General features: G+C 61.2%; 22 protein-coding genes, 1 tRNA gene and 1 pseudogene. 14 read left to right on the forward strand and 10 right to left on the reverse strand.

The window, feature by feature from the left end; genetic code table 11:
* The first annotated feature begins 155 nt into the window (after positions 1-155).
* Both CK222_RS30710 and CK222_RS32645 read left to right on the forward strand, forming a co-directional pair.
* Positions 156-398 carry a hypothetical protein gene (locus tag CK222_RS30710; protein WP_095802910.1) on the forward strand — a complete coding sequence of 81 codons (243 nt, stop codon included), beginning with the start codon at positions 156-158 and terminating at the stop codon, positions 396-398.
* On the forward strand, positions 386-562 hold the full coding sequence (locus tag CK222_RS32645) for a hypothetical protein (protein WP_176477796.1): 177 nt from the start codon (positions 386-388) through the stop codon (positions 560-562). The genes CK222_RS30710 and CK222_RS32645 overlap by 13 nt, the downstream gene beginning before the upstream one ends.
* Before the next feature lie 679 nt (positions 563-1,241).
* Here the strand turns inward: CK222_RS32645 and CK222_RS30715 are convergent.
* The gene (locus tag CK222_RS30715) at positions 1,242-1,406 is read right to left on the reverse strand and encodes a hypothetical protein (RefSeq protein WP_245433406.1); all 165 of its coding nucleotides are present in this window, start codon (positions 1,404-1,406) and stop codon (positions 1,242-1,244) included.
* 51 nt (positions 1,407-1,457) lie between these two features.
* On the reverse strand, positions 1,458-1,640 hold the full coding sequence (locus CK222_RS30720) for a hypothetical protein (RefSeq protein WP_095802912.1): 183 nt from the start codon (positions 1,638-1,640) through the stop codon (positions 1,458-1,460).
* A gap of 326 nt (positions 1,641-1,966) precedes the next feature.
* Here CK222_RS30720 and CK222_RS30725 point away from each other — a divergent pair, with 326 nt between their 5' ends.
* The gene (locus tag CK222_RS30725) at positions 1,967-2,275 is read left to right on the forward strand and encodes a hypothetical protein (RefSeq protein ID WP_095802913.1); all 309 of its coding nucleotides are present in this window, start codon (positions 1,967-1,969) and stop codon (positions 2,273-2,275) included.
* 604 nt (positions 2,276-2,879) lie between these two features.
* On the opposite strand, the gene CK222_RS32650 is transcribed toward CK222_RS30725, so the two are convergent.
* A complete protein-coding gene (locus tag CK222_RS32650; RefSeq protein ID WP_176477797.1) occupies positions 2,880-3,062 on the reverse strand; it encodes a hypothetical protein in 183 nt (60 codons plus the stop codon).
* Between the two features lie 132 nt (positions 3,063-3,194).
* Here CK222_RS32650 and CK222_RS30745 point away from each other — a divergent pair, with 132 nt between their 5' ends.
* The 7 genes from CK222_RS30745 to CK222_RS30775 all read left to right on the forward strand — a co-directional run bounded on the left by CK222_RS30745 (position 3,195) and on the right by CK222_RS30775 (position 9,171).
* A complete protein-coding gene (locus CK222_RS30745) occupies positions 3,195-4,493 on the forward strand; it encodes a hypothetical protein (RefSeq protein ID WP_095802914.1) in 1,299 nt (432 codons plus the stop codon).
* A 23-nt stretch (positions 4,494-4,516) separates the two neighbouring features.
* Positions 4,517-4,774 carry a hypothetical protein gene (locus CK222_RS32070; RefSeq protein ID WP_141247172.1) on the forward strand — a complete coding sequence of 86 codons (258 nt, stop codon included), beginning with the start codon at positions 4,517-4,519 and terminating at the stop codon, positions 4,772-4,774.
* A 1,231-nt stretch (positions 4,775-6,005) separates the two neighbouring features.
* Entirely contained in the window at positions 6,006-6,200 is a 195-nt protein-coding gene (locus CK222_RS30750; RefSeq protein WP_095802915.1) for a hypothetical protein, read from the forward strand.
* 399 nt (positions 6,201-6,599) lie between these two features.
* Entirely contained in the window at positions 6,600-6,902 is a 303-nt protein-coding gene (locus CK222_RS30755; protein WP_095802916.1) for a hypothetical protein, read from the forward strand.
* Positions 6,903-7,047: 145 nt separating this feature from the next.
* Positions 7,048-7,314: a hypothetical protein gene (locus tag CK222_RS30760; RefSeq protein WP_141247173.1), complete on the forward strand. Its 267-nt coding sequence runs from the start codon at positions 7,048-7,050 to the stop codon at positions 7,312-7,314.
* 11 nt (positions 7,315-7,325) lie between these two features.
* Positions 7,326-7,520 carry a hypothetical protein gene (locus CK222_RS30765; protein WP_095802918.1) on the forward strand — a complete coding sequence of 65 codons (195 nt, stop codon included), beginning with the start codon at positions 7,326-7,328 and terminating at the stop codon, positions 7,518-7,520.
* A 565-nt stretch (positions 7,521-8,085) separates the two neighbouring features.
* Entirely contained in the window at positions 8,086-9,171 is a 1,086-nt protein-coding gene (locus CK222_RS30775) for a tyrosine-type recombinase/integrase (protein WP_095802920.1), read from the forward strand.
* 50 nt (positions 9,172-9,221) lie between these two features.
* On the opposite strand, the gene CK222_RS30780 is transcribed toward CK222_RS30775, so the two are convergent.
* Both CK222_RS30780 and CK222_RS30785 read right to left on the reverse strand, forming a co-directional pair.
* A tRNA-Arg gene (locus CK222_RS30780) sits at positions 9,222-9,298 on the reverse strand.
* A gap of 117 nt (positions 9,299-9,415) precedes the next feature.
* Positions 9,416-9,721: an ETC complex I subunit gene (locus tag CK222_RS30785; RefSeq protein ID WP_066999298.1), complete on the reverse strand. Its 306-nt coding sequence runs from the start codon at positions 9,719-9,721 to the stop codon at positions 9,416-9,418.
* Positions 9,722-10,010: 289 nt separating this feature from the next.
* Here CK222_RS30785 and CK222_RS33495 point away from each other — a divergent pair, with 289 nt between their 5' ends.
* The 3 genes from CK222_RS33495 to CK222_RS30800 all read left to right on the forward strand — a co-directional run bounded on the left by CK222_RS33495 (position 10,011) and on the right by CK222_RS30800 (position 14,107).
* On the forward strand, positions 10,011-10,982 hold the full coding sequence (locus CK222_RS33495) for an NAD(P)H-dependent oxidoreductase (protein ID WP_141247174.1): 972 nt from the start codon (positions 10,011-10,013) through the stop codon (positions 10,980-10,982).
* Between the two features lie 131 nt (positions 10,983-11,113).
* On the forward strand, positions 11,114-12,283 hold the full coding sequence (locus tag CK222_RS30795) for an NAD(P)/FAD-dependent oxidoreductase (RefSeq protein WP_095802922.1): 1,170 nt from the start codon (positions 11,114-11,116) through the stop codon (positions 12,281-12,283).
* A 321-nt stretch (positions 12,284-12,604) separates the two neighbouring features.
* Positions 12,605-14,107 carry a PAS domain S-box protein gene (locus CK222_RS30800; protein ID WP_067330646.1) on the forward strand — a complete coding sequence of 501 codons (1,503 nt, stop codon included), beginning with the start codon at positions 12,605-12,607 and terminating at the stop codon, positions 14,105-14,107.
* A gap of 68 nt (positions 14,108-14,175) precedes the next feature.
* On the opposite strand, the gene CK222_RS30805 is transcribed toward CK222_RS30800, so the two are convergent.
* Positions 14,176-14,604: a hypothetical protein gene (locus CK222_RS30805; RefSeq protein WP_095802923.1), complete on the reverse strand. Its 429-nt coding sequence runs from the start codon at positions 14,602-14,604 to the stop codon at positions 14,176-14,178.
* A 460-nt stretch (positions 14,605-15,064) separates the two neighbouring features.
* Here CK222_RS30805 and CK222_RS30810 point away from each other — a divergent pair, with 460 nt between their 5' ends.
* Positions 15,065-15,385 carry a hypothetical protein gene (locus CK222_RS30810; RefSeq protein ID WP_127246644.1) on the forward strand — a complete coding sequence of 107 codons (321 nt, stop codon included), beginning with the start codon at positions 15,065-15,067 and terminating at the stop codon, positions 15,383-15,385.
* A gap of 44 nt (positions 15,386-15,429) precedes the next feature.
* Here CK222_RS30810 and CK222_RS30815 read toward each other — a convergent pair whose 3' ends face one another.
* From CK222_RS30815 to CK222_RS30830, 4 genes and pseudogenes are all read right to left on the reverse strand, one after another.
* Complete coding sequence (locus CK222_RS30815) at positions 15,430-17,109, reverse strand: SEL1-like repeat protein (protein WP_245433407.1); 1,680 nt, start codon at positions 17,107-17,109, stop codon at positions 15,430-15,432.
* 91 nt (positions 17,110-17,200) lie between these two features.
* The gene (locus CK222_RS30820; protein ID WP_067330634.1) at positions 17,201-18,607 is read right to left on the reverse strand and encodes an HlyD family type I secretion periplasmic adaptor subunit; all 1,407 of its coding nucleotides are present in this window, start codon (positions 18,605-18,607) and stop codon (positions 17,201-17,203) included.
* Between the two features lie 78 nt (positions 18,608-18,685).
* Positions 18,686-20,992 (reverse strand): peptidase domain-containing ABC transporter, encoded by a 2,307-nt coding sequence (locus CK222_RS30825; RefSeq protein ID WP_245433409.1) that lies wholly within the window; start codon positions 20,990-20,992, stop codon positions 18,686-18,688.
* 237 nt (positions 20,993-21,229) lie between these two features.
* A pseudogene (locus CK222_RS30830) lies at positions 21,230-22,027 on the reverse strand (hypothetical protein); the annotation flags it as partial.

The following is a 22,027-nucleotide window of genomic DNA, read 5'->3' on the forward strand; positions in this document are numbered from 1 at the left end:
CTCCGAATCAGAACCCTCGGAACACAATGAATCAACGCCAAACCGCGTTGAGAATCCTGAATGTAGATTGGACCTAGATTAAGCGGGGCGGGCCGCAGAGGTTCCTGGGGTGCCGGATGCGTTCTCAGCTAAACAGTGCTCTCGGACCCGAGGACATGGCGATGCTTGAAAGAGTGCTCCAGAAGCTATTACCCGCAAGTGCCGACCCCGCCGAAAGGGAATGGCTGGGTAGCCTGTTGATCGCAGCCTTCCAGAACGGGGCGACAGACGAGGCGGCGCTGATTGCCACGATGGATAAGTTTGCGTCTCCATGGATGCAAACCTTCGCCTCGCTGCATCATTTGATAGCTTCTCATCCAGCAGCCTTTGCCAGCAGCCGCGATAGATGCAGTTCGTGAAGCTCCTGCGTGGTTTCGAGAAGTTCGAGGAATTCAAGTGCCTTGGCGATGGGCGATTCGAGCCGTTCCAATTGGGCTATGTGCTCCCGCTGCTGGGCGATGTGTCGTCTACCCAGGCTAACATGCCCGCGCACCATGCGGATGTCATCGGCAAGAGCGATTGACGGCGACGGTATCACGCACGCGTCGTTCCTGCACTTGATTCCGACAAGCAAGAGCCCGCTCGCCTGAGGGGGGTCGAACGGGCTCCGGGGGGAAATGCCCCCACGCGGCGCGGTGAACCTTGGCCGGGGACACACGCCGCGACACCCAACGGGACGGTTGATGGAATGTTCCGTTCTCGCCCGATGCGACCCAAGTCGTACGGAGAAGCGCTTTGGTCCCTATGCTGAAACAAACCGCCCATTGCTCAGTTTGGTCGTTGCCGGCGAGCATGAGGTCCCTTCATCGTCGGCAGCCAGAGAGTAGTGACGGATGCCCGCCATTTCTGCCAGGAGGTGACGGGCGTCTGTTAACCGGCCTTCGCAGTGCTGCTCTGTTGGATCGCGCTACAGCTTTTTTCAGCAACCGCGCCTCGCGAAGGAGCGAAGCCGGGGCATTGCCGATCAGGCCTATGAGATCGCGCGCTTGAGCTTCGGTGATCCCAGTTTCGCGGGTTAGGAACTGCACGATCAATTGCTTGTGTGCCCGCGCGCGGTCGCTAAGCTCTTGCCCGGTTTCGGCCATAGGAAAAAGTCCCCAGTGGTCTGCAACGCGACTCGATCAATTTGGTTCCCATGAAAAAGCCCGTCGCCGCTAATGAGCGAAAGCGGCGGGCATTTCCGGGCGGCTTTCGTGAACTAGCTATTCCGGTGCCCCGCCTTCGTGGTGGACGATGGCGTCGAGGATCGCCTGATAGATGCTGCCGGTGTCTTCCTCGAGTTCAGTGCTGCTTATGCCAAGCGACTTGGCATCGCCAAACAGTTCCTGGATGAACTCGGCGACCGACAGGACGTCCGCGCTGATCATGCCCGCCTGGTTGTTGGCGAGCCATTGATACAGGAAGTTCGTGCCGCGCGCTCAATGGCGGCGCTTGAGGAATTTAGCTTCCCGCACCAGCGAATTCCAATCTGTGCCGATCGACTTGATCAGGCCCCGCGCCTCCTCCTCGGATAGGCTCACCTCTTTTGCTAACCGCGCTGCCAAAAGGTGGATGTTTTTGTCCGTGTGCGAGCCATCCGGCTTGTCGTCGCCGTCCTTCATTGCCCTTCTCCGTTTGCAACAAGAGCCCGCTCGCCTGAGGGGGTCGAACGACCGGTTTGGTTCCCAAAAAAAAGCCCGTCGCGGACAATCAGCGTAAGCGACGGGCTTTTTCGGTTGCCACCGCGCGGCTGCACCCACGAAGGGATCGACCACTCCTGCAACTCACGGGCGCGTGATTGGTTGCAGCTTCGATGCAGTTCTGGGTTGTCGAAAAGGATAGCCCGGAGGACTTGGCGGCGGGCTATCTCTGAACCACCGTCAATCTATTCTACTCGTAAACATTAGCTCAAGCTTGACGAAGACAGTCGCCGCGCCAGACTCAACTCATGGCAAAGGGTAGCATCAACATTGGCGACGAGGTCGCGATCACAGCCAAAGTTCGCAGGCGCGTCACCGAGGATCGAGTGAGCGTGTCGATCCCGTCCTATGGGCAGCCCCATTCCATCGTTGATCGGATCTCGAAGGCTAAGCAGGGCCAGGAGATCGAGCTGCGAGGCGATGTCACCCGCGTAGACGAAGGCAAAGTGACCATCAACTTAGGCGTTCCTGTCACGGTGAATGCCGATACGGTCAGAGTGGTGACCCCTTACAAACCGCCGACAAGGAAGACGCCGGTTGTGGCCAAGGCGACGTGACCAAGCTGTCCGATCTCGGGCCGCCAATCATCGGCCGCCGCCACAACAAGGAATAGGTCAACGAACGCGACCATTTCCACAAGTGCCCGGTCTGCGGACAGGCGGTCGACTGGCGCGATCTGCGACAAGTGATCTGGCATGAACGGCCGGGCCACGAACCGCTAGAGACAGACGCCTAGAAGCGTAGCGCTTGCCTGTCTCACTTCGGGACCAAAATGCTGGCATCCGCCTTGCATCAAAGAAATTGCCGGTTCCTCCACCGGCTCCTGATGGGGATCAGGATGAGTGCGCCGGGCTTGAGGATTTGGTGTTCCTCAGCCGGCGACCTCTATTTCAGTAGTCGCTAAGACTGCTGCGAACTCCGGGGCCGCTAGCGCTGGGACCAGTCATGCCCGTTTCGTGAGAATGCCCTCACACCTGCCCAATCGCGGACGAGCTGGGTGCGGAAGCCATCGTATTTGAGCTCATGCGTCGCTGACCGGCGGTGTTTCGACCTAGACGGGCTCCAGCGGCTTGATGAACTTCAGCCGCTCTCTGGCGTTACGCATGCACATACCCCAACGGCGATAAAAGCCGCGCAGCGGCCTTCCGGTTCCGGGGCATTTTAGCGAAATTCTATGGAAAAGGCGTTGTGCAGCACGATCCGGGCGGCCGCGCCGCCTTGCGTGTGATCAGACGTGCGATCGAGGAGAATTGTCCGCCCGGCGTCCTGATGAGCGAGGAACAGGTGAACGGGCACGACGTTACTTGCCGAGGCCGAGGCGCTTGCAATGGCGATTGTCGCCACGGTCGAGCGTCTTTCACCGAAGTGAAAACGTGAGCGCTGGGGCAGCCATACGAATCATGTGAAGACGGCACTCTGTCGCTTGCGCGGATAAGTTCACGCTTCCATTATGCGGCCGGCCAACTGGAGGGGGATATGGGCGATCATTCTTTCGAAGTTCCTAGAGCGCGGGCGAAAGACATCTTTCGATTCTTTGTTGAAGCCGGCCGAATTATCGGAGCCTCAAACTTCAACCTTATAGAGATTGGCGCTCATGCCGGCACGACAGTCCAGATCACCGACGGTGCATCGCCGGAAATCACGGGGCTTTCCGACTCTCAACTCTATTCTGTCTTCCAGGCGTCAATGAGTGCCAACAATGTTACCATAAACCTGAACCGACAGAACGACCCTCTTTCGGACCGGATAACTTTCACAAACAACTCAGACGAAAGGCGTTTCAGCATCGACAAAGTCAGGCAGATCAACGATTTAATCAGCAAGACGTTTCTGCCGGATTGGGAACCGGTCGTTGGTCTATTCCACGATCAGAAAGCGTTTTCATCGTTGATGAAATCGCACCAGCAGATGCTCCTGCAATTGCAGGGGGCCACCGTCAGCATTGCCGAGCAGTTGGTCGCTGCCAGGCTGGCCCTAGAAACGGAGTTCGAACAACAAAAGGCGTTGCTTCAAGCAGATCACAAGGCGCGACAGGAGGAGCTTAGCCACGCGGCGCAGGCTGCGGAACGGGAAATGGCATCCCGCGAGGCAGCGCTTCTGGATCGATCAAAGGTCCTGGACGATCGTGACCATATTCATGCCAGGCGAAAGCTGAGGGAAGACATCACCAAGGGGATCGAAGAGAGGCTCGCTAGCGCAATAGTGCCAGTGCGCACATCTATGATCGGCTGGGCGGTCTTCGTAATTTCGATTGGCGTCGCGGTGTTCCTTGGCTGGATCTCTTTCGAGAGTCTGGTGGGATTCGTGGCGATGGTTCAGGACGCCGGCAAAGAGTCTATAGGCACCCAACCAGCGATCCAGTTCTCAACGGAACAGCAGTGGTTTTTGCTCGTTCGAGGCGCCGCGACGGGTGTGCTGTCGGTCGCATTCCTCGTTTACGCAATCGGCTGGCTAAAGAGCATCTATCACGCGGATGTCCGCGCCCAACGAGAGCTCGAGCGGTATTCAATCGACCTCAACCGAGCGAGCTGGGCAGTTGAGACCATCATGGAGGCCAAGAAGGACGGGGGAAGCATTCCCGAGATCCTGGTGGCGGGCGTGGCCCGAAATCTATTCGACGGGGGCGTCGGCAAAGATCCGAGCTATCAAGCGGATGGTCTCGGTTCGCTGCTTCGCGCCTCGGCCAGAGCGAAGATCACAACGAATGGTGCCGAATTTGAGGTCAACAGCCGAGGGGCTCGCAAGCTTGCAAATGCGCTTGATGAAGAGAGCTGAAATAGCCAGCGGGAGAGCATTTGGTGACGGCCAATCCAAACAACGTTCTTTACGGGAAGTTCCTGATCGCCCCCGATCAGGAAGCACATGGAAATCTTGAGCTTACCGGCGCAGACGACAGCAACCTTTCGCTGTTCGACGTTCGCCTACCTCACGCGTACGTCACCTTTAGCCCCACTATCATTGGTACGCTTTATGACCAGCGAAAGGTGACGTTAACTTCAAATTTCCAGCCGACCTGTAAGCCAACCGGAATATCCACCCACCTAAACCCATCCTAAAACCTATCGGATCTGCCCTGCCCTCTCTCGTAAGTTGGGCCAAGTCGACTGTTTCGTGAATGCTCCGTAGGCAGAGCGACCAGCGTCCTGCTGCATTCAGATCGAGGGCTTTCTTGCGACGCGCTCGAGAACGATACGACGCCCCCGCCGGAAGGCTCCAGCGTGATGAGCAGCTGAAACTCCATTGCTTTCTTTGGCTTGGGATCGCCCAAGCGCAGAGCAAAATCAGCAACAGTCACCCAAACCATCGGAGTTTAAGCGGTGAAAATCGTCGCACGTTCCCCCTTCATTGAAACTGGCTCCAGCGCAAGTCGACCGCGGATCGCATTGTGGTGCTTGCTTTTCAGCAGGCAACCATCCGAACGCTTGGTGGTCGACAACCAGGCCGTCAAGAGTTCTCAGAACTCATCAGCCTGGCCACCCTTTGACCCAATGGACCGCCCAGAGGGTGGGCGATCGGCTCGGCCGGACAACGGTCAGGCCAGCACTCGACGAGTTCTGTACCGCATCAGAATCTCGATCCGAGACTTCAGCAGCTCTCGAAAGCAGGCCTGCAGTCTGCGGCGCAACCTTCCGCCACGTCACCGACCGGTAGGGTATCAACGGATACGGACCAGGCTTCGTAGCAGCACTGCGTTGCCCCTTCTGCACTGTAGAAGTGACCGCATCGGATCCTGGGCCAACGCCGAAGGCTAAGGTCCGGAAAGGGGTACAACCTCTTGCTCGCCCTTTCTTGATCACACGATGGACTGCGGTCAGCAGCCGTCAGGCATCATCGATTTGCAAAGTGGAAAAGTTGAATTCGATTCAACTTTCTAAATGATGATGCGACCTTTACCGGCGAAGTCGGCGAAAGGGAGCCTAAACGGTAACGAGCTGCGTCCACGTGGGAGCACGGGTACTTAGCCCCCGATGATCGAAGGCATCTGACCGACCCTTGCGGTCATGCCATCGTCGGTTGGCAACGTACCCATGCAACCATGCTTGTAAGGCCTGGTCTAGCTGGTCTGGGTAGCGGTTGCGACCGGACATATCGTGGGCTTCCTCTGAAGAATCGTTTGCCCAGATACTGTGCCAAGGCCTTCTCAACAGCCTTCGTCCGAAACCTCCCAGCCCGATCTTGAAGGCATCAATCATCGTCCCCGCAAAGAACGGGGATGCGTCCCAACCACGTGGCAAACAAGAAGAACTTGGTGCCGCTGAACACCCAATCCAAATTGTGAGAGCCTCCATGCTGTTCAAGCTCGAATACGTCGTGACCCGTCCCAACAAAGACGGCACGCTTCGCTACTATTTCAAGCGCCGCGGCCAGCCCGTGACGCGGATCCATGGCGAGCCGATGTCCGAACACTTCATGACCCAGTACCGCGCCTACTTGGCGTGGGTGGCACCTGACCATGCAAACTCGGAAGAGCCACAAGGGTAGCGGTACGGCCTCGGCATCGTGGTCCGGCACGGATCAAGGAGCCGCTCCGAACCAGACGCGATGAATCGACCCTTAGGTCCGAACGACCCACTCGGGACCGCCGCAACTGCCCCACGTGTTATCTCGATTACCAGGCCAATTATCTTAGATAATCCGCCAATTATCCAGAAATATACCCACAATGTAATGTGGATCATGAGCGCAATAAATGCTTGATTGTGAGATCCGCCAAGAATACGGCTGCAGATGCCAAGAGATACTCCAACTGACACGCAGGATCAGGCTCAGATACGAGCAAAGAGCATCTTGGTTGAGAAACTCCAGGGCGATGCGCGCATAAGCCTGCAGTATGCGCCAAGCCCAGCAGACACAATATGAAAAGGTATTACGGAGGACTCCATGAGCGACATCCAAACCAAAATGACCCCTGCCTACGACGAGATCTACGATGTCGGCCCCATCAGCTTTGGCATCGCCAAGACCGACACGGGTTTCAGCGTCTGGAAGAGCGACTGCATGACCGGGGAGTTCTCCGACATCGCTCAGGCTCGCAAGGCCATCCACGACCAAGCTCGCCTGCATTGCGCCCAGGAGCTGAATGCTGCCAAGAAGGAACTGGAAGAGGCGGAGGCGATATTAAAGCGGCTCAGCGAAGGTCCGTCCGGCCTCGACCACTTCGCTTGCGACGACATAGAGGTTTGAAGGAACCCTTCGGCGACGCTGTAACGCTGGAAGCGAAATGCGAAGGAGCCGGCCCTCTGTGCCCCCTCTCGATAGGCGGAACGACTAAGCTCTCGGGCAAAGGCCGGCCTCTTCAGCGTCCCTACATTACAAGGCAGCCCGCTTAATGGTCGCCACGACGTATGCACAAACCATTAGGCTCGCATCTTCCGAGGTTCGCCCAAAAGCCATGAGCCGCCGAGCCGCACGCATCACCCATGACGAGGTCACCCGGATAGTGAAAGCTGTCCGGGATCTCGGCCTGCCGATTGGCAAGGTCGTTTTCGATGGCGAATCACTTTCCGTAGAGATCGCTCAGGATGATGGGGACAAGCCAGTCACAGTCTCTGTCAATGACGGCGCTGTGCGGCTTTCGAGGAAGCCGAAACTGTGAGTGGTGCTCCCATGCTGTTCAACCTCGAACACTTGACCGAACGGACCAATGCTGACGGCTCCAAGCGCTACTACTTCCGGCGCCGCAATCAGCCTTTGAGACGTCTCCACGGAGAGCTGTTCTCTGAGGAGTTCATGAAGCAATACCGCGCCTGCCTAGAGTGGGCGGCGCCAGACGATCCAAACTCAGAAGAGCCTAAAGGGTAGCGGCACGGCCTCGGCATCGTGGCCAGCCAGGGACCGACGAGCCGCACCGAGCCAGTCGAGACGAACTGAGCCCTGAGGCCGAACGATCCGCCTAGCACAAAGCAACTGCTCCACGTATTATCTCGATTGTCAGACCAATTATCTTCGATAATCCGCTATATAATCCAACTAATACCCCACAGTATAATGTGGGTTGCGAGATGATAAATGCCTTGCTCGGGAAATACTTCCTGTTTACGATTCCTATCACTCGGTCCTGCCGCCTTTTTGGAGGGTATCAACACTACCCGCGCTTGAAGGAGATCGAACCGGTGCCGGTCAAAACTAAAGGGATCCACAAAACATAAAGCTATGACCCGATCGCTCGCCATCTCACAGCGCCAAGCGCAGACCCTAATTCGCGCAGCTGACGCGGAACAAGCCATCGTGGAGGTCAAGGTCGGGGAGGCAATTTTTCGACTCATCCCAAAGTCTCGCGCCGAAGACCTGACCTCGACTCTTGACGAGAGTGCAAAGCCAGAAACCTTTAGAACCTTGGACGAGTACAAGGCTTGGAGGGACAAGCGTGGGCGTCGTGGTTAAGATCAAAGGTATCCACAAGGTCAAGCGCAAGCAGGCGGATGGATCCGTGAAGGTCCACTACTACGCCTGGCGTGGTGGCCCGGCCATGCTCTCGCAGCCGGGCACCGAAGCCTTCATGGCTGAACACGTCCGTCTGAAGGAGAAGGCGAGCGAGTTCGTCAGGACCGTCGCCACTCTGGAGACCCTGATCGCCGAGTTCACCGGGCTAGAGGATGATCGCAACGCTGACTTCTTGGATCTCGCCGAGACCACACGGATTGATCACCTCTATGCCCACACGCTGATCTTGAAGGAATGGCCTGATCTACCGATCAAGCTGACCCAGATGCGCGGCTTCAAGGGCGAGATCAAGAAATGGCACAAGAGCATGCGCGCCAATCCGCGCAAGGCCGACAAGGCGCTGTTCTCGCTGTCCAAGCTGTTTTCCTACGCGCTCAGCAATGAACGAGCGGAGATCGACAAGAACCCCTGCACGGGCATCGAGCGCCTCTACCAGGGATCCAGAAAGGAAGAGCTCTGGTCGGCCGAGCAGATAGCCCTGGTTCGCGAAAAGTTAGAGCCGCATCTGCTGCTCCCGTTCGAAATCGCATTCGCCACCGGCCAGCGCCAGGGCGATATTCTGTCCCTGACCTGGAAGCAGTGGGACGGCACCTACCTGCTGTTCAACCAGTCGAAGACTGGCAAGAAGCTGAAGGTCAAGGCCAACTCGCGGTTGAAGGGACTGATTGACGCTCTGCTGCCGGCCAACAAGGACAAGATGAGGATCTGCCTCAACTCTCGCGGCAGGCCGTGGACCAAGGACGGCTTCAAGACGTCATGGGGCAAAGAGGTCAAGGCCGCCCTCAGGATCGGGGTCACCTATCACGATCTGCGCGGCACCTTCATCTGTGAGCGCGCTCGTGAAGGCTCCTCGATCGAGGACATCGCACGCATCTCCGGCCACTCAATGGCCGAGGTCAAATCGGTCCTCGAAAAGCATTATCTTGCCACCGATCAGGGGCTCTCTGACGCGGTTATCGCGCGCATGGAAAAGAACCTCTCGGGAACAAAAACTGTAAACCGTCTGTAAACGGGGTCTAAAAGTGAGTTACCACAAACCCGAAAATCCCTTGGAAACCTTGGCGATCCCGGCAGGATTCGAACCTGCGACCATCGGCTTAGAAGGCCGGTGCTCTATCCAGCTGAGCTACGGGACCGCTGGCCGGCCGGAGCCGGCTGATGCGAGTACGCGGATCGATCTAAAAGGATGATCCGCTCCGATTTTTTTACGCAATTCCGGACGGAAAACCGCTGTGCACTTTTGCTCGGATTGCTCAATGGGTCCAGGGCGTCCTGCGGTCATAGCGGAAATTGTCCGAATAGGAAATCTGCCGGCGCTTCGGCTCCTTCGGCTCCTCGACACGATAGGCAATGCCCTGCTTCTCGGCATAGGCGACCGCCTCTTCCCTGGTATCGAAGGTGAGTCGCACCTGGCTCAGCATATCGCCGGACGAGGTGTAACCCATCAGCGGGTCGATCTTCTTGCGCTGGGCTGGATCGAATTCCAGCACCCAGTGGCCGGTCTTGGCCTTGCCGGACTGCATCGCGGTTTTGGCTGGGCTGAAAATGCGCGCGGACATGGCCACCTCTTTGCCGCCCGAAGACCGGGCAATCATTTAGGGCGCGCCAAAAGGCCGAATGGAGCCTTAGGCCACGCGCCAGCCCGTCAATACTGTGCAACGGCGCCGGCGGCAAGGCCATACGCAGCCACGGCTTGGCCAGCGGAGGTCGGAACCTCGCGCCAGCCCGGACATTAACCGAAAAGAGAGGCGACCAGCACAGCCGCTCCGGCCACAGGTCCAAGGTTGCGGGGCCTTCGTTATGTCCGCCTCGCGCCGCCATGCCCTCAACAAGCCTGGACAGTCCGCCATGACCATGACAACCGAACATCCCGTCCTGCAGCTGGCCGTGCTTGTCGGCAGTCTGCGGGCCCAATCCTACAGCCGCAAGATCGCCAAGGCGCTGGCGGCCCGCGCACCGGATTCGCTGCGCTGCCGCTTCATCGAGATCGGCGAGCTGCCCTTGTATAATCAGGATCTCGAGGGCGAGACGCCGCCTGCCGCCTGGTCGGCGTTCCGCGCCGCCATTGGGGAATGCGACGCGGTGCTGTTCGTCACGCCGGAATACAACCGTTCGATCCCGGGCTGCCTGAAGAACGCCCTCGACGTCGGCTCACGCCCCTCTGGCAAGAGCGTCTTCAAAGGCCTGCCCGCCGGCGTCGTCAGCGTGAGCCCAGGCAAGATCGGCGCCTTCGGTTCCAACCAGGCGCTCAGGCAGAGCTTCGTCTTCCTTGACATGCCGGTGATGCAGCAGCCGGAGGCCTATATCGGAAATGTCGCCGAGTTGCTCGACGACAGCGGCGCGATTAAGAACAGCGACACGGCCGCCCTCCTGAAAGGTTTCATCGAGGCGCTGGAGACGTGGATCAGAACCGTGCGGCCGGGCGGCTCGTCCTTCGACGCCTTCATGAAGCACCGCGAGAAGATCGCCGAGGATTATGTCAACGGCAATGCTACATCGCTGAAGGCCATCGTGACGCATAGCGAGCCGGCCACCTTCTTTTCGCCGCGCGGCGACCATCTCGAAGGTGCCGATGCCGTTGCCGGCCGATACGAGCGCGACGCCGCCAGCTTCCACGAAGGCGGCAGCACCGACATCGAGGTGCTGCAGGCCTCCGCGAGCGGCGATCTCGCCTTCTGGACCGGGCTGCAGCATGCGAAGGCGCGCATGGGCAAGAACGGACAGCCGGCCGAGATGACCTTGCGGGTGACGGAAGTGTTCCGGCTGGAGGACGGCGCCTTCAAGCTTGTGCATCGCCACGCCGACCCCGCCAACGGATAATCTCCCTATCCGCGACACAATGCCGCGCTCTTTGCAACCACGGCCTATTCCCATTGCCTCGTCAGCGGCATATGTCGGATACATGGCCGTGGCACGTGAGAGCCATGACGACGATAAAGACAAGAATGGGCATGGAAGCGGAAATCTCGTCGGATTGGACCGGCGAGCCGGCGATCCTGGAAGGCGCGATCGTGATCGGCGCCGGCGCGGCCGGATTGGCGGCGGCCTACGCCCTGATCGAGGCCGGGATCGCCACCGAGATCCTCGAGCGCGAGGGGCGGCTGGCCGAGCCCTGGCACCACCGCCATGAGAACCTGCATCTCAACACGCATCGCGACCTCTCGACGCTGCCCGGTGTTTCATTTCCGAAAGGCACGCCCGCCTTTCCGCACCGCAGCGCGGTGATCCGCCTGTTCAACGACTTTGCCCAGACGCACCGGCTGCCGATCGCCTTCGGCGTCGTCGTCGAGCAAATCGAGTTCCGCGGCGATCACTGGCTGCTGAAGACCAGCACGGGACCGCGAGCGGCGCGCCACGTGGTGATCGCCACCGGGCGCGACCGACAACCCTTTATCCCGGCCTGGAAAGGCATGCAGGATTTCTCGGGCAAGATCGTCCATTCGGCGCATTTCGGCCGGGCGAGCGACTATGCCGGGAAAAAAGTGCTGGTGGTCGGCGCCGGCAATTCCGGCTTCGACGCGCTCAACCATCTTTCCGGCGTCGAGACCGGGCAGATGTGGCTCTCGGCGCGGAACGGGCCGTCACTGCTGCCCAAGCGCATCGGCAAGATCGCCGTGCATCGTTTCTCGCCCGTCATGGCGAGACTGCCTGCCCGGCTCGCCGATGCGGTGTTGGCGGCGACGCAGCGGCTGGTCTTCGGCGATCTCGGGAAATACGGCCTGCCCCCCGCCCCGTCGGGCGGCGCCAGCCGCCTCGGCTCGGACTATACGGCGATCGCCGCCGATGACGGCGCGGTCGACGCGATCAAGGCCGGCCGCATCGTCGTCGTGCCGCAGGTCAAGGAATTCAGGCACGACGGCGTCGTTCTCGAAAGCGGCCAGTCGATCGCGCCTGACATCGTCATTGCCGCCACCGGTTACCGCACCGGGCTGGAGGCGATGGTGGGCAGGCTCGGCGTGCTCGATGCCAAGAGGGTGCCGCTGTTCAACGGCCCGGCGAACGACCCGAAACTGCCCGGCCTCTGGTTCACCGGCATGCGGCCGAGCATTCGCGGCTGCTTCGCCAATGCGCGCATCCAGGGCGCGGCGATCGCCGGCAGGATTGCCAAGCAAAGGCGCTGAGGCGCCAGTCTGCGCGCGAGGCTTCCGTTTGGGCCGGCCGCGGAAGCTTTATATGCCGCGAGCGTCGGAGTACGGCGCGGCCTGGTAGGCACCTGATTTGGGATCGCGAATTGCCATTTGGCTCAAGCCGCTAGACGGGCGCCGCTTGCGGCTCGTCGGCGACACCAGCCGCCGCGCCGCAACGTGACAAGTCCTATTGCGAAACCGCGCAAAGCGCATATTGTCGAGCATGGTCGGGGATCGTACCCGGCGGTCGAAGGGGGCGATCGACGCGGTGCTGCGTTAGGCGGTTGGGTCAAGGACTCGATGCAGCAAGGGGCTATGAGTGTTACGGCCACAGGGCGCGGCCAGCGTGAGCAAGCCGACGGCGATATTGCCCGCGAGCAAACCGTCCTCTTTCGCCTCACCGACCGACTTTACCGCGCCCATGGGCTCGTCGAGATCTACGATGCGGCCCTGGATGCCATATGCGACGCCCTCGGTTCGTCGCGCGCCTCGATCCTGAGATTTGACAACCACGGCGTCATGAGCTTCGTCGCGTGGCGCTCACTGTCTGAAGAATACCGCAAGGCTGTCAACGGCCACACGCCGTGGACAACCGATCAGCGCGACGCCGAGCCCATCTTTGTCGAGGATATTCGTTTCAGCGGTGAATCTCAGCAACTCATCGACACGGTCCTCGGCGAAGGCATCGAAGCGCTGGCCTTTATCCCGCTTGCCAGCTCCCGCGAGCTCATCGGCAAGTTCATGGTCTACTACCCAGCCCCCCATAGCTTCACCGATCGTGAACGCGAACTTGCGTTGACCATTGCCCGCCAGCTCGGGTTTGCGATCGAACGGGGCCACGCGGAAACCACTGCGGCGCGGCTGAGCGCGCTTGTCGAATCCTCGGATGATGCGATCATCGCGACGGATCCCGACGGCATCGTCACGGACTGGAACCGTGGCGCCGAGCGGCTCTACGGCTACCCCCGCGCGGAAATTGTCGGTCGTTCGCTCATGTTGCTGATACCGCCCGATCGCCGGAACGAGGACAGGGAGATCCTGGCGCGCATTCGGGATGGAGAGCATGTCGAGCATTTCGAGACCGTTCGCCTGCGCAAGGACGGCAGTATCGTTCCCATCTCTTTGACCGTTTCCCCCATCGCGGACGCGTCGGGCGCAATTGTCGGTGCCTCCAAGATCGCCCGCGGCATCTCCGAGCGGCTGCGCGCGCAAGAGCAGCGGGAGATACTGCTCCGCGAGATGGACCACCGTGTGAAGAACCTCTTCGCCATCGCAAGCTCGATCGTCAAGCTGAGCGCTTCGGCCGCCGAAACGCCGGCGGCGCTCGCCTCGATCGTGTCTGACCGCCTCGGCGCCTTGGCGCGGGCGCATGCGCTGACGATGCTCACGTCTGGTGGCCGCTCTGCTCAGGTCTCCACGAGCCTGCATACATTGGTCAACGCGATCCTCGCGCCATACCGCCATGCGGCCGATGAGCATCCCCGCTTCGCGATCACCGGCATCGATATTCCCGTGCCCGCGGCAATGATCACGCCACTTTCCCTCCTGCTGCACGAATTCGCCACCAACGCCGCCAAACATGGCAGCCTCTCGGCGGCCGCCGGCTCAATAGAGATCGCTTGCGCCAATCGGGACGGCAAGGTGCTTATTCAATGGCGAGAGGTTGGAGGACCACCTCCCGTCGCAACCGAAGAAGAAGGTTTCGGGAGCCGCCTGGTCCGCGTCGCCGCGAGCCAGTTGGGCCGAGTCGAGCGAAACTGGGACCCGGCCGGCGTCACTATCGAGATCACGCTTGACGGTGAAAGATTTTCTGCCTGACGACCAGAAGGCCGAGCTGAGGTGGGGATCTCCTCGGCCGGGTCGACCAATCGAGCATGACAGTCGGGCTAGCTCATGTCCCTAGCGGCGTCTTCGATCAGCTTGACAACCAAATTGCGAAACCTCTCGCCGGACCTGTTCCCTATATTTCCAACATCCTCGGCGACCATACCGGGTGACGAAACCGACACCTCCCCACTGACGTGAACGTTGACGGTGAATACCCTTCCGGCGGTGTTTTTCACTTCCGGCTTTCGGTAGATTCGAAACCGAACAGAGGGCGTCAGCGCTTTGTCACGGCCCCGCGGAACGGTGTCTATGTCGATGGTCATCTCGCCCGACACCTCTGCCTTGGCCGCTACCAACGACGCAACAACGACATCGTCCAGCCAGGCCCTGGCTTGGGCGCCGAAATCCGGCACCGTGGCGTTCGCATCCTCCTTTTGCTGGCGAGGAGCTTTCTTGCCGCGCTCAAGGGCTTCTTTGAACTTAGCCACCTAATCGCCTCCGACTTGTCAGCCTATGAAGCGGCGCTCACATTGGTCACCGCCCTGCCAATCAATAAAACGCGCGCCATCCCAGTGCGTTGCAATGAACAGCCCTTCGGCGCGCGGTTGATCGGTCGACGGGCCGACGCGCGAAGGTTTGCTGGCAACGGAGCGTTCCTGGGCTCCGCCGTCAAAAGGCAACGTTGCGATGCTGCTGCATAGAGGCATCCGGGCCTAAGCTTATTCAATTAAATCAATAGGTTATATAAAACCATCACATGGCACCGTCAGTAGGGCAAGACGGCGACGATCGGACGTCCAGGGTTCGGACCGAGGTTGTGCGCGCGTGGCCGCTTGCGCCCCCGCCCGGCAGCCAGGTGGTACCTCTTTATCAATGCTTCACCATAGGAACAGCGGTCCCGGAACCTTTCTGATTGCTGCGAACTTCTGGAATTCCATGAATCCCAAAATGAAGGACTTCGGCATGAAAGTCACTGCAGCAGGCATCGACCGCATCAAGATCGGCAACGCCGACGCGAGTGGCCAGGGCGCGCATTTCGTCGTTTGGCTTTATCTTCAGGTCGACGAAGGCGGCACACAAACCGGTCAGGAACTGGTGGTGTCAGTCCCGTACGACGCGCAGATGACCTTTGATGAAATCGCTACCCAGGCTTTCGAGAAGGCGCACGCCCTGCTTGTCGCCTGCTGCGAGATAGATAAGTCCATGTGGTGGAAACAGTTCAACCACAGCCTTGCGCCGCTGCCTGAGTGGACGCCCGGCGCGCAGTAGTCGGGCGCGACCGATGCCGGTGCTAAGCCTTGGCAGTGAATGCCTCAGCCGGCCAATTCGGAAAGTTCGTCGGCCGCTTCCTCAAGACCTTGCGCCGCCGCTCGCTCGAGCCAAAGGCGGCCGACTGCCGGGTAGTGCTCTCCGGCTAGGCCCTTCGAGAAATATCGGCCGAGCATCAGTTGGGCCTGCCCGTGCCCACGCTCGGCCGCGGCCGCAAACCATTTCTGCGCCGCCACGTGATCGACCGGCAGTCCCTCGCCGGAGCTCTGCAGCGCGCCGAGAGCAAACATTGCGCCGGCATGTCCGTCGGCAGCAGCCCGTCGGAACAGCTGTATTGCGGCTTCGGGAGAGCGTTTGCCTCCGCTGCCATTGAGCAGCATCTCAGCAAGTGCCACTTGCGCATCGAGCATGCCGCCTTCGGCCGCTTGGGCAAACCAGGCACGAGCCTGTTGCGCGTCGGCAGCCACGCCGCGCCCGTCCCTGAGAATGCGCGCATACATGTACTGAGCCTCAGCCACGCCTTCAGCCGCGCGCCTCAGCCATTGCGCGGCGCGAGTTTCATCCTGGTGCACGCCGACGCCTTTGGCGAAACACAGCCCGAGATTGAAGGCGGCGATAAGGTCGCCCGATAATGCGGCCGCCTCGAACCACCCCGCTACGCTCGTGATATCGTCCGGCTCGCCGGCTCCCTGAAGAACAAGATTGGCCAGATCGACTTGCGCTGCCCGGTTCCCGCTGCTTGCGGCGGTGCGCAGCCAATGCGCCCCCTCTTGCTCGTCCCTGGCGACACCGTTTCCCGTCAGGTAGAGAGAGGCCAGCGCGCGAGCGGCGGCCTGGTGACCCCCCTCGGCCGCACGACGATACCAAATTGCCGCCTCTGAAAAGTCCGGCGGCCGGCTCTTCACGTTACGATCGCCGAGAAGATTCGCCGCCTCGAAATTGCCCGCCAATGCCGCACGCCGTATCCAGGCCTCTCCGGTCACAGGATCCTGATCGCCGAGGCTCCCGTCGACAAGCGCCAGACCCAATCGGAATTGGGCCGCAGGAAGCCCTTTCTCCGCAGCTGACTGGTATAATCGCGCCGCACCCGCAATGTCGCCTGCGACGCCGCGGCCGTGTTCGGTCAGGATCGCGAGAAGATAGATTGCCGTCGGCAAGCCAGCGTCCGCCGCCCGCCGGACCTCATCGGCAATCCTGGACCGGTCTGCCGACAGACCCCGCCGTGCCAGCGCCAGGGCAAAACCAAGGCTTCCTTCGGCGCAGCCGGCCGCGGCCGACCGCTCGTACCACTTACAGGCAGCATCCGCATCGCGCATTGGTTCGGGACCGCTGGTCAGGATGTAGCCGAGGAGTGCCTGGCCGGTGGCGGAGCCCGCCTCGGCCGCCTTCGTGGCAAGGTCGAGCGCTGACGCAAAGTCTGGCTCGCTCGTGGTGTCCTCGAAGAACAGGCGTTCCGACTCGGAGCCCTTGTCAGCCTCGGCTGTCGCCATCCCGGTCACGTAGAGTGCGGCGAGAAGCGCCTGCGCATCAGCGCTCCCGTGATCCGCTGCTCGCCGCAGCCAGCGCGTCCCCTCTGCCCGGCTGGGCGGCACGCCGGAACCTTCGAGATAGCAACGCGCGACCCGATACTCGGCCTGGCCTATGCCCGCACGCGCAGCCGTGGCGAAGAGCGGAAAGGCCTCGGTGGGCTTGCCATTTTCAACAAGCTGGATCGCCCTGCGCAATGCTACGGATGGGCTAGCTAAACCAGTCAGGCGATCCAGGATTGTCATCGATGTCAGCCTCTGGCTGCTCCGGTTCCTCTTGAGCTGCAGACTACGGCTCGCGCATCGCTTCCTGACCGATCGGGAGCATCACCCCAAGCATGTATTTGAGCACCGTGCGCCGGCCGACCTGAACGTCGGCGGTCACCGGCATGCCGGGGGTGAGGGCAAACCCGGCGGGTACGTCATGCAGCGCGACCTGATCGATGGAAATGCGCGTCCGATAGAACGGTTCTGTGTTCGAGGGCAGCATTGCCAGCGAACTGTCTGGATCGCGGGCTTGCTCCTGAGCGGAGAAGGAATCCGGACTGAGCGTGCGCACGGTGCCGTGAGCGAGGCCGTATTGCGAATAGGGGAAGGTATCGAACTTGATGACGACAGGATCGCCGACATGGACGAAGCCACTGCTTCGGCCGACGACATTTGTCTCGATCTCGAGCGGCGCCTTGGCGGGCACCAGCGTGATCAGGCGCTCGCCCGACTGCAGGACCGAGCCGACCGACACCTTTGCCACAGACTGGACAATGGCATCTCCTTCGCTTTTCAGCTCGACCAGTTGCTTGCGCAGCTTTGCCTTGTTGAAGAGCTCGCGAGCGTCGGACATGCGAGAGCTCGCCTCCGACAAACCTTGCGAGACTTCCGCGCGCCAGCCTTGAATGTAGCCGGCGCGGTCGGCGGCTACCGCAGCCTGCTGGCGCCTGGCAGCTTCCGCCGTCTGCACGGCGTTGCCGAGCGCGCGCGACATTTCGGCCGAATTGTCCTCGGCCAGCAGGGTATTGAGGCGGCTCCCGACTTGCCTTTCTTCCAGCTGCTTGCGCATCTGTTCTATCGATGCCGCGACGGAGAGCCGCTGCCGGTAGCCAGCGGCATCAGATTGCGCGCGCGAGATCACGGAAGTGAGTTCATCGCTTTGCCGATCGAAATTCTCCAGCTTAGCCTCGTAGACCGCCTTGCGGCGCTCGAAGATCGAGGCCTGCAGGGTCCAGCTGGGGTCGAGGCCGTCATAGTTGAACTCCTTGCCGTCGGCCTCCGCCTTCAACCGTGCCACTTCGGCCTCAAGCGTAGAGACCTGCATGGCCAAGGCCTGCAGGTCTGCCGAGGCGAAGGTCGAATCGAGGCGCGCAAGCAATTGGCCGGCCTGCACATGCTGTCCTTCGCGCACTTCGATCGAGCGGACAATCGCCGTCTCCAGCGGCTGCACTATGATGTTGGGCGATTGTGAAACCACGAGCCCCCTCGTCGTCACGACCTGGTCGACCGGTATCAGTCCGGCCACGGTGATCAAGACGATCACGAGGCTCGAAATCATCCATACGATGCCGCGCGCCGACCGAGGAATCGGCGCATTGGAGACGGCAGTCGACGGCCATTGGAACTCGAGTATGGCCGGCGTCGTCGGATCGTTCGCTTTCGCTCGGCGCCAGCGAGCCTGGCGGACGGTGAGCGAGGTGCTACTCATGGCTTACCAGTCCTCGTGTCGAAGTCATGCTTGGCGAGACGACCATTTCAATCTCGATCCCGCTGCGGCACGACATCGTCAAACCAATCGCGGCGGTACGGCCGCCGGCCGACCGCCGCGATTGTCCAAATGTCGGTTCTGCTGCGACCACAGCTGGCGATAGAGCCCGCATCGTTCGAGCAGGACGGTGTGCGAAGCGACGTCGAGAACCTTGCCCTGCTCCATGACCAGGATCTGGTCGCAGTCGGTGAGCGAGGACAGCCGATGCGAGACGATGATCATGGTGCGGCCGCTGGCGATGCGCATGAGATTGGCACTGACGACCGCTTCGCTTTCCGGGTCGAGAGCACTGGTGGCCTCGTCGAGAATGAGAATGGTCGGATCGTGGATGAGGGCGCGCGCGATCGCCAGCCGTTGCTTTTGACCGCCCGACAGGTTGGGCGAGCCTTCCTCGATGTAGGTGTCGTATCCGTTCGGCATGCGTTCGATAAATTCTTCCGCGCCGGCCAGATGGGCGGCACGCATGGCATCCGACAGCGTCAAGCCTGCGCGCCCGGCGATGATGTTGTCGCGGATCGACCCGCGGAACAGGAAATTGTCCTGGAGGACCACGCCGAGCCCCTGGCGAAGATGACGCAGGTTGATTTCCTTGAGGTCGACGCCGTCCAGCTTCAGGAACCCGCTGTAATCCCGGTTGATCCCCTGCAGCAGCCGCGCGATGGTCGATTTTCCCGACCCGCTCCGCCCGACAATGCCGAACATGGTCCCAGCCGGAATGTGGAAGCTGACCCGGTCGAGGGCGGGCGTCTTGGTACCGATGTAGCTGAACGTCAGATCGCTGAACGTAACTTCGCCGAGGAGCCTTGGCCGCAGACCGAGGGAGTTCGAACTCGTCTCCAACGGCCGGTTAAGGACGGATGCCGCCTCGCCGATTGCCGCCCCCACCTCCTCGTAGTCTTCGATCAGCCGCACCAACCCGACCAGCGGCTGCGCGACGCGTTGGGAGATCATCATGAAGGCGAACAGACCGCCGACCATATAGCCGGAACTGTCGCTCATCGCGAGATAGGCGCCGATCAGCATGGTGCCGAGCACCATTACGCGTTCAATGGGCGTAACCAGGGTCTGCGGCCAGCTGGCGAACTGCCCGAAGGAGAGACGCGCGCTTCCCGCCTCCGCCACCTGCTCGTCCCAAAGCGCCTTGCGTTGCGGCTCGAGACCAAGCGCCTTCACGGTCTTAATGCCGACAACGGTTTCGCCCAGCGCCGCCGACTTCCAGGTCTCGGCCTCGATCACCCGCTGGTACCTTCGGCGCAGCGGCTTCAGGAAGGCAAGGATGATCAGCATGATCACCGCTGCGCAGGCAACGACGATCCAGGCAAGCGTCACGTTGATATAGAACATCACCGGCAGCAGCACGCACAGGGTGATCAGGTCCAGGAACGTGCTGAGCAGTTTGCCTGTCAGAAACTCGCGGATTCGATAGACCTGCGCGAGGTGGTACATTGTCTCGCCGGCGGGGTGGCGCTCGAAATAGTCGAGCGGCAGACGCAAGAGGCGGCTGAAAACGTGCAGCTGCAGCTTGGTGTCGAGGCGGGCTCCGACGACGTTGATGATCAGTCGCCGCGCGTGGCCCAGGAGCGTCTCGTATGCGAAGACGACAGCGACTATGGCCGACAAGAGTAACAGCGTCGAGACACTGTTGAATTGCAATACCTTGTTGACCACCGTCATGACGATGAGCGGCGGCAAAATGGTCAGAACGCTGAGTGTGAAGGAGGCGATGGCCACGTCGCGAAGCGGCCGGCTTTCGAGCCGCACCAGTTCGGCGATCCAGCGAAGGGTGAAAGGCGCATCCGCGGCAACATAGGATCGCGCGTTTCGCAGCAGCACCGCCTCGCCCGTCCACACCTGCGACAGGCGCAACTCGTCGACAGCGGTGGATGGACCATCGTCGGGCGCTTCCGGACTTTTGAGGAAGACCACGTTGCGCTCGGCGCTCGCCCCGGTGAGGAGACCGGCGCCGCCGTCGCTGAACAAGAGAACGACCGGTCCGGTATCTTGAAAGCGCAACAGGTGTGACCAGCGAACACGCACTGCCCGGGACCACATGCCGCCGTTCTGCGCCCATTCCGACAGGTCGGTAGCGCTTGGAAACGGGCCTGCGCTCGCTGCCCTGAATTCGTTCGGATCGAGCTCGATACCGTGATAGCGCGCGACCCGGAGCATCGCCTTGAGGCGCGGCCCGACCTGGTCGAACTCGGCGGGGCCACCGGGGCTCTGCCCCGTTTCGCTGGTGCCGCCGGGCATGCCGGTCGGGTCGGCCGCGGTCCCGGCACGCAGCTCCACAGGCTGGATTTCAGCACTCCCAGGAACGTTCACCATGGACTCGCCTTCGGGTAGGCAGGCGGTGGTTCGACATTGCCCGCGGCGGACCAGTCCCGCCGGAATCTCTGGTGGCGCTGATGATACTCCACGGCGGTCGGTCGCGCGAGCCCCTTAACCACTCGGAAAGGCCGAACGCGCAGGCCTTGCCTTTCGGCAAAGCCCGCGCGCCCGCTTCTCAGCTTTGGACCGGTTTCTATCGTCGTCTGTCCGGTCGCCATTCCTCTTCACTCATGCTCAGTCATGCGGCTTCAGAATATCCTTCAGCGCCTTCTTCACCGTGTCGTCGCTGTTGGCGAAGCCGGCACCCTGCTTGTTCTGATCCGAGGTCAGGTCGGTGCTTGCACCCAACGGCTTGTTCTGGTTCTGACCAAATCCCCTGATCGTGTTGAGAACATTCAGGAGGTCGGTCGTCACCGAACCGGCGGCCTGGCTGACAAGCTGACGGAACGACGCATGGCTGACGGCATCACTGTCGGTCGAGCCGGATTGCAGGAACTGCGTCGTGTCCTTGAGCCCGAGCGAGTTGGCCGTGACCGCGGCGGTGCGATGGCCAGGCGAGCCATCGGCATCAGTGCCATCGTTGGAATGTCCCTTCCCAGGATTGCTGCTGTCGTTGTGGTCAGGATCATTGCCATGGCCGTTGTTGCCTTTGTCGCGATCACCGGTCTCGCCGCCGGGGCCGGTCGCTCCGGTCGGGCCCGTTGCGCCGCCCGGCCCCGTAGCACCCGTCGAGCCGGTTGCGCCGGCTGCACCCGTTGCGCCGGTCGCTCCGGTCGCTCCGGTTGAGCCGGTGGCGCCGGTCGCACCTGTCGAGCCGGTTGCTCCGGTTGCACCCGTAGCGCCGGTCGAGCCGGTTGCTCCGGTCGAGCCCGTTGCTCCGGTCGAGCCCGTTGCTCCGGTCGCGCCGGTTGCACCGGTAGCGCCGGTCGCCCCAGTCGAGCCGGTGGCACCCGTGGCGCCGGTCGAGCCGGTCGCACCCGTGGCGCCGGTCGCACCTGTCGCACCCGTTGCTCCAGTCGCACCCGTTGCTCC

The organism is Mesorhizobium sp. WSM3866 (assembly GCF_002294795.1).
In the GTDB taxonomy this organism is placed as follows: domain Bacteria; phylum Pseudomonadota; class Alphaproteobacteria; order Rhizobiales; family Rhizobiaceae; genus Mesorhizobium.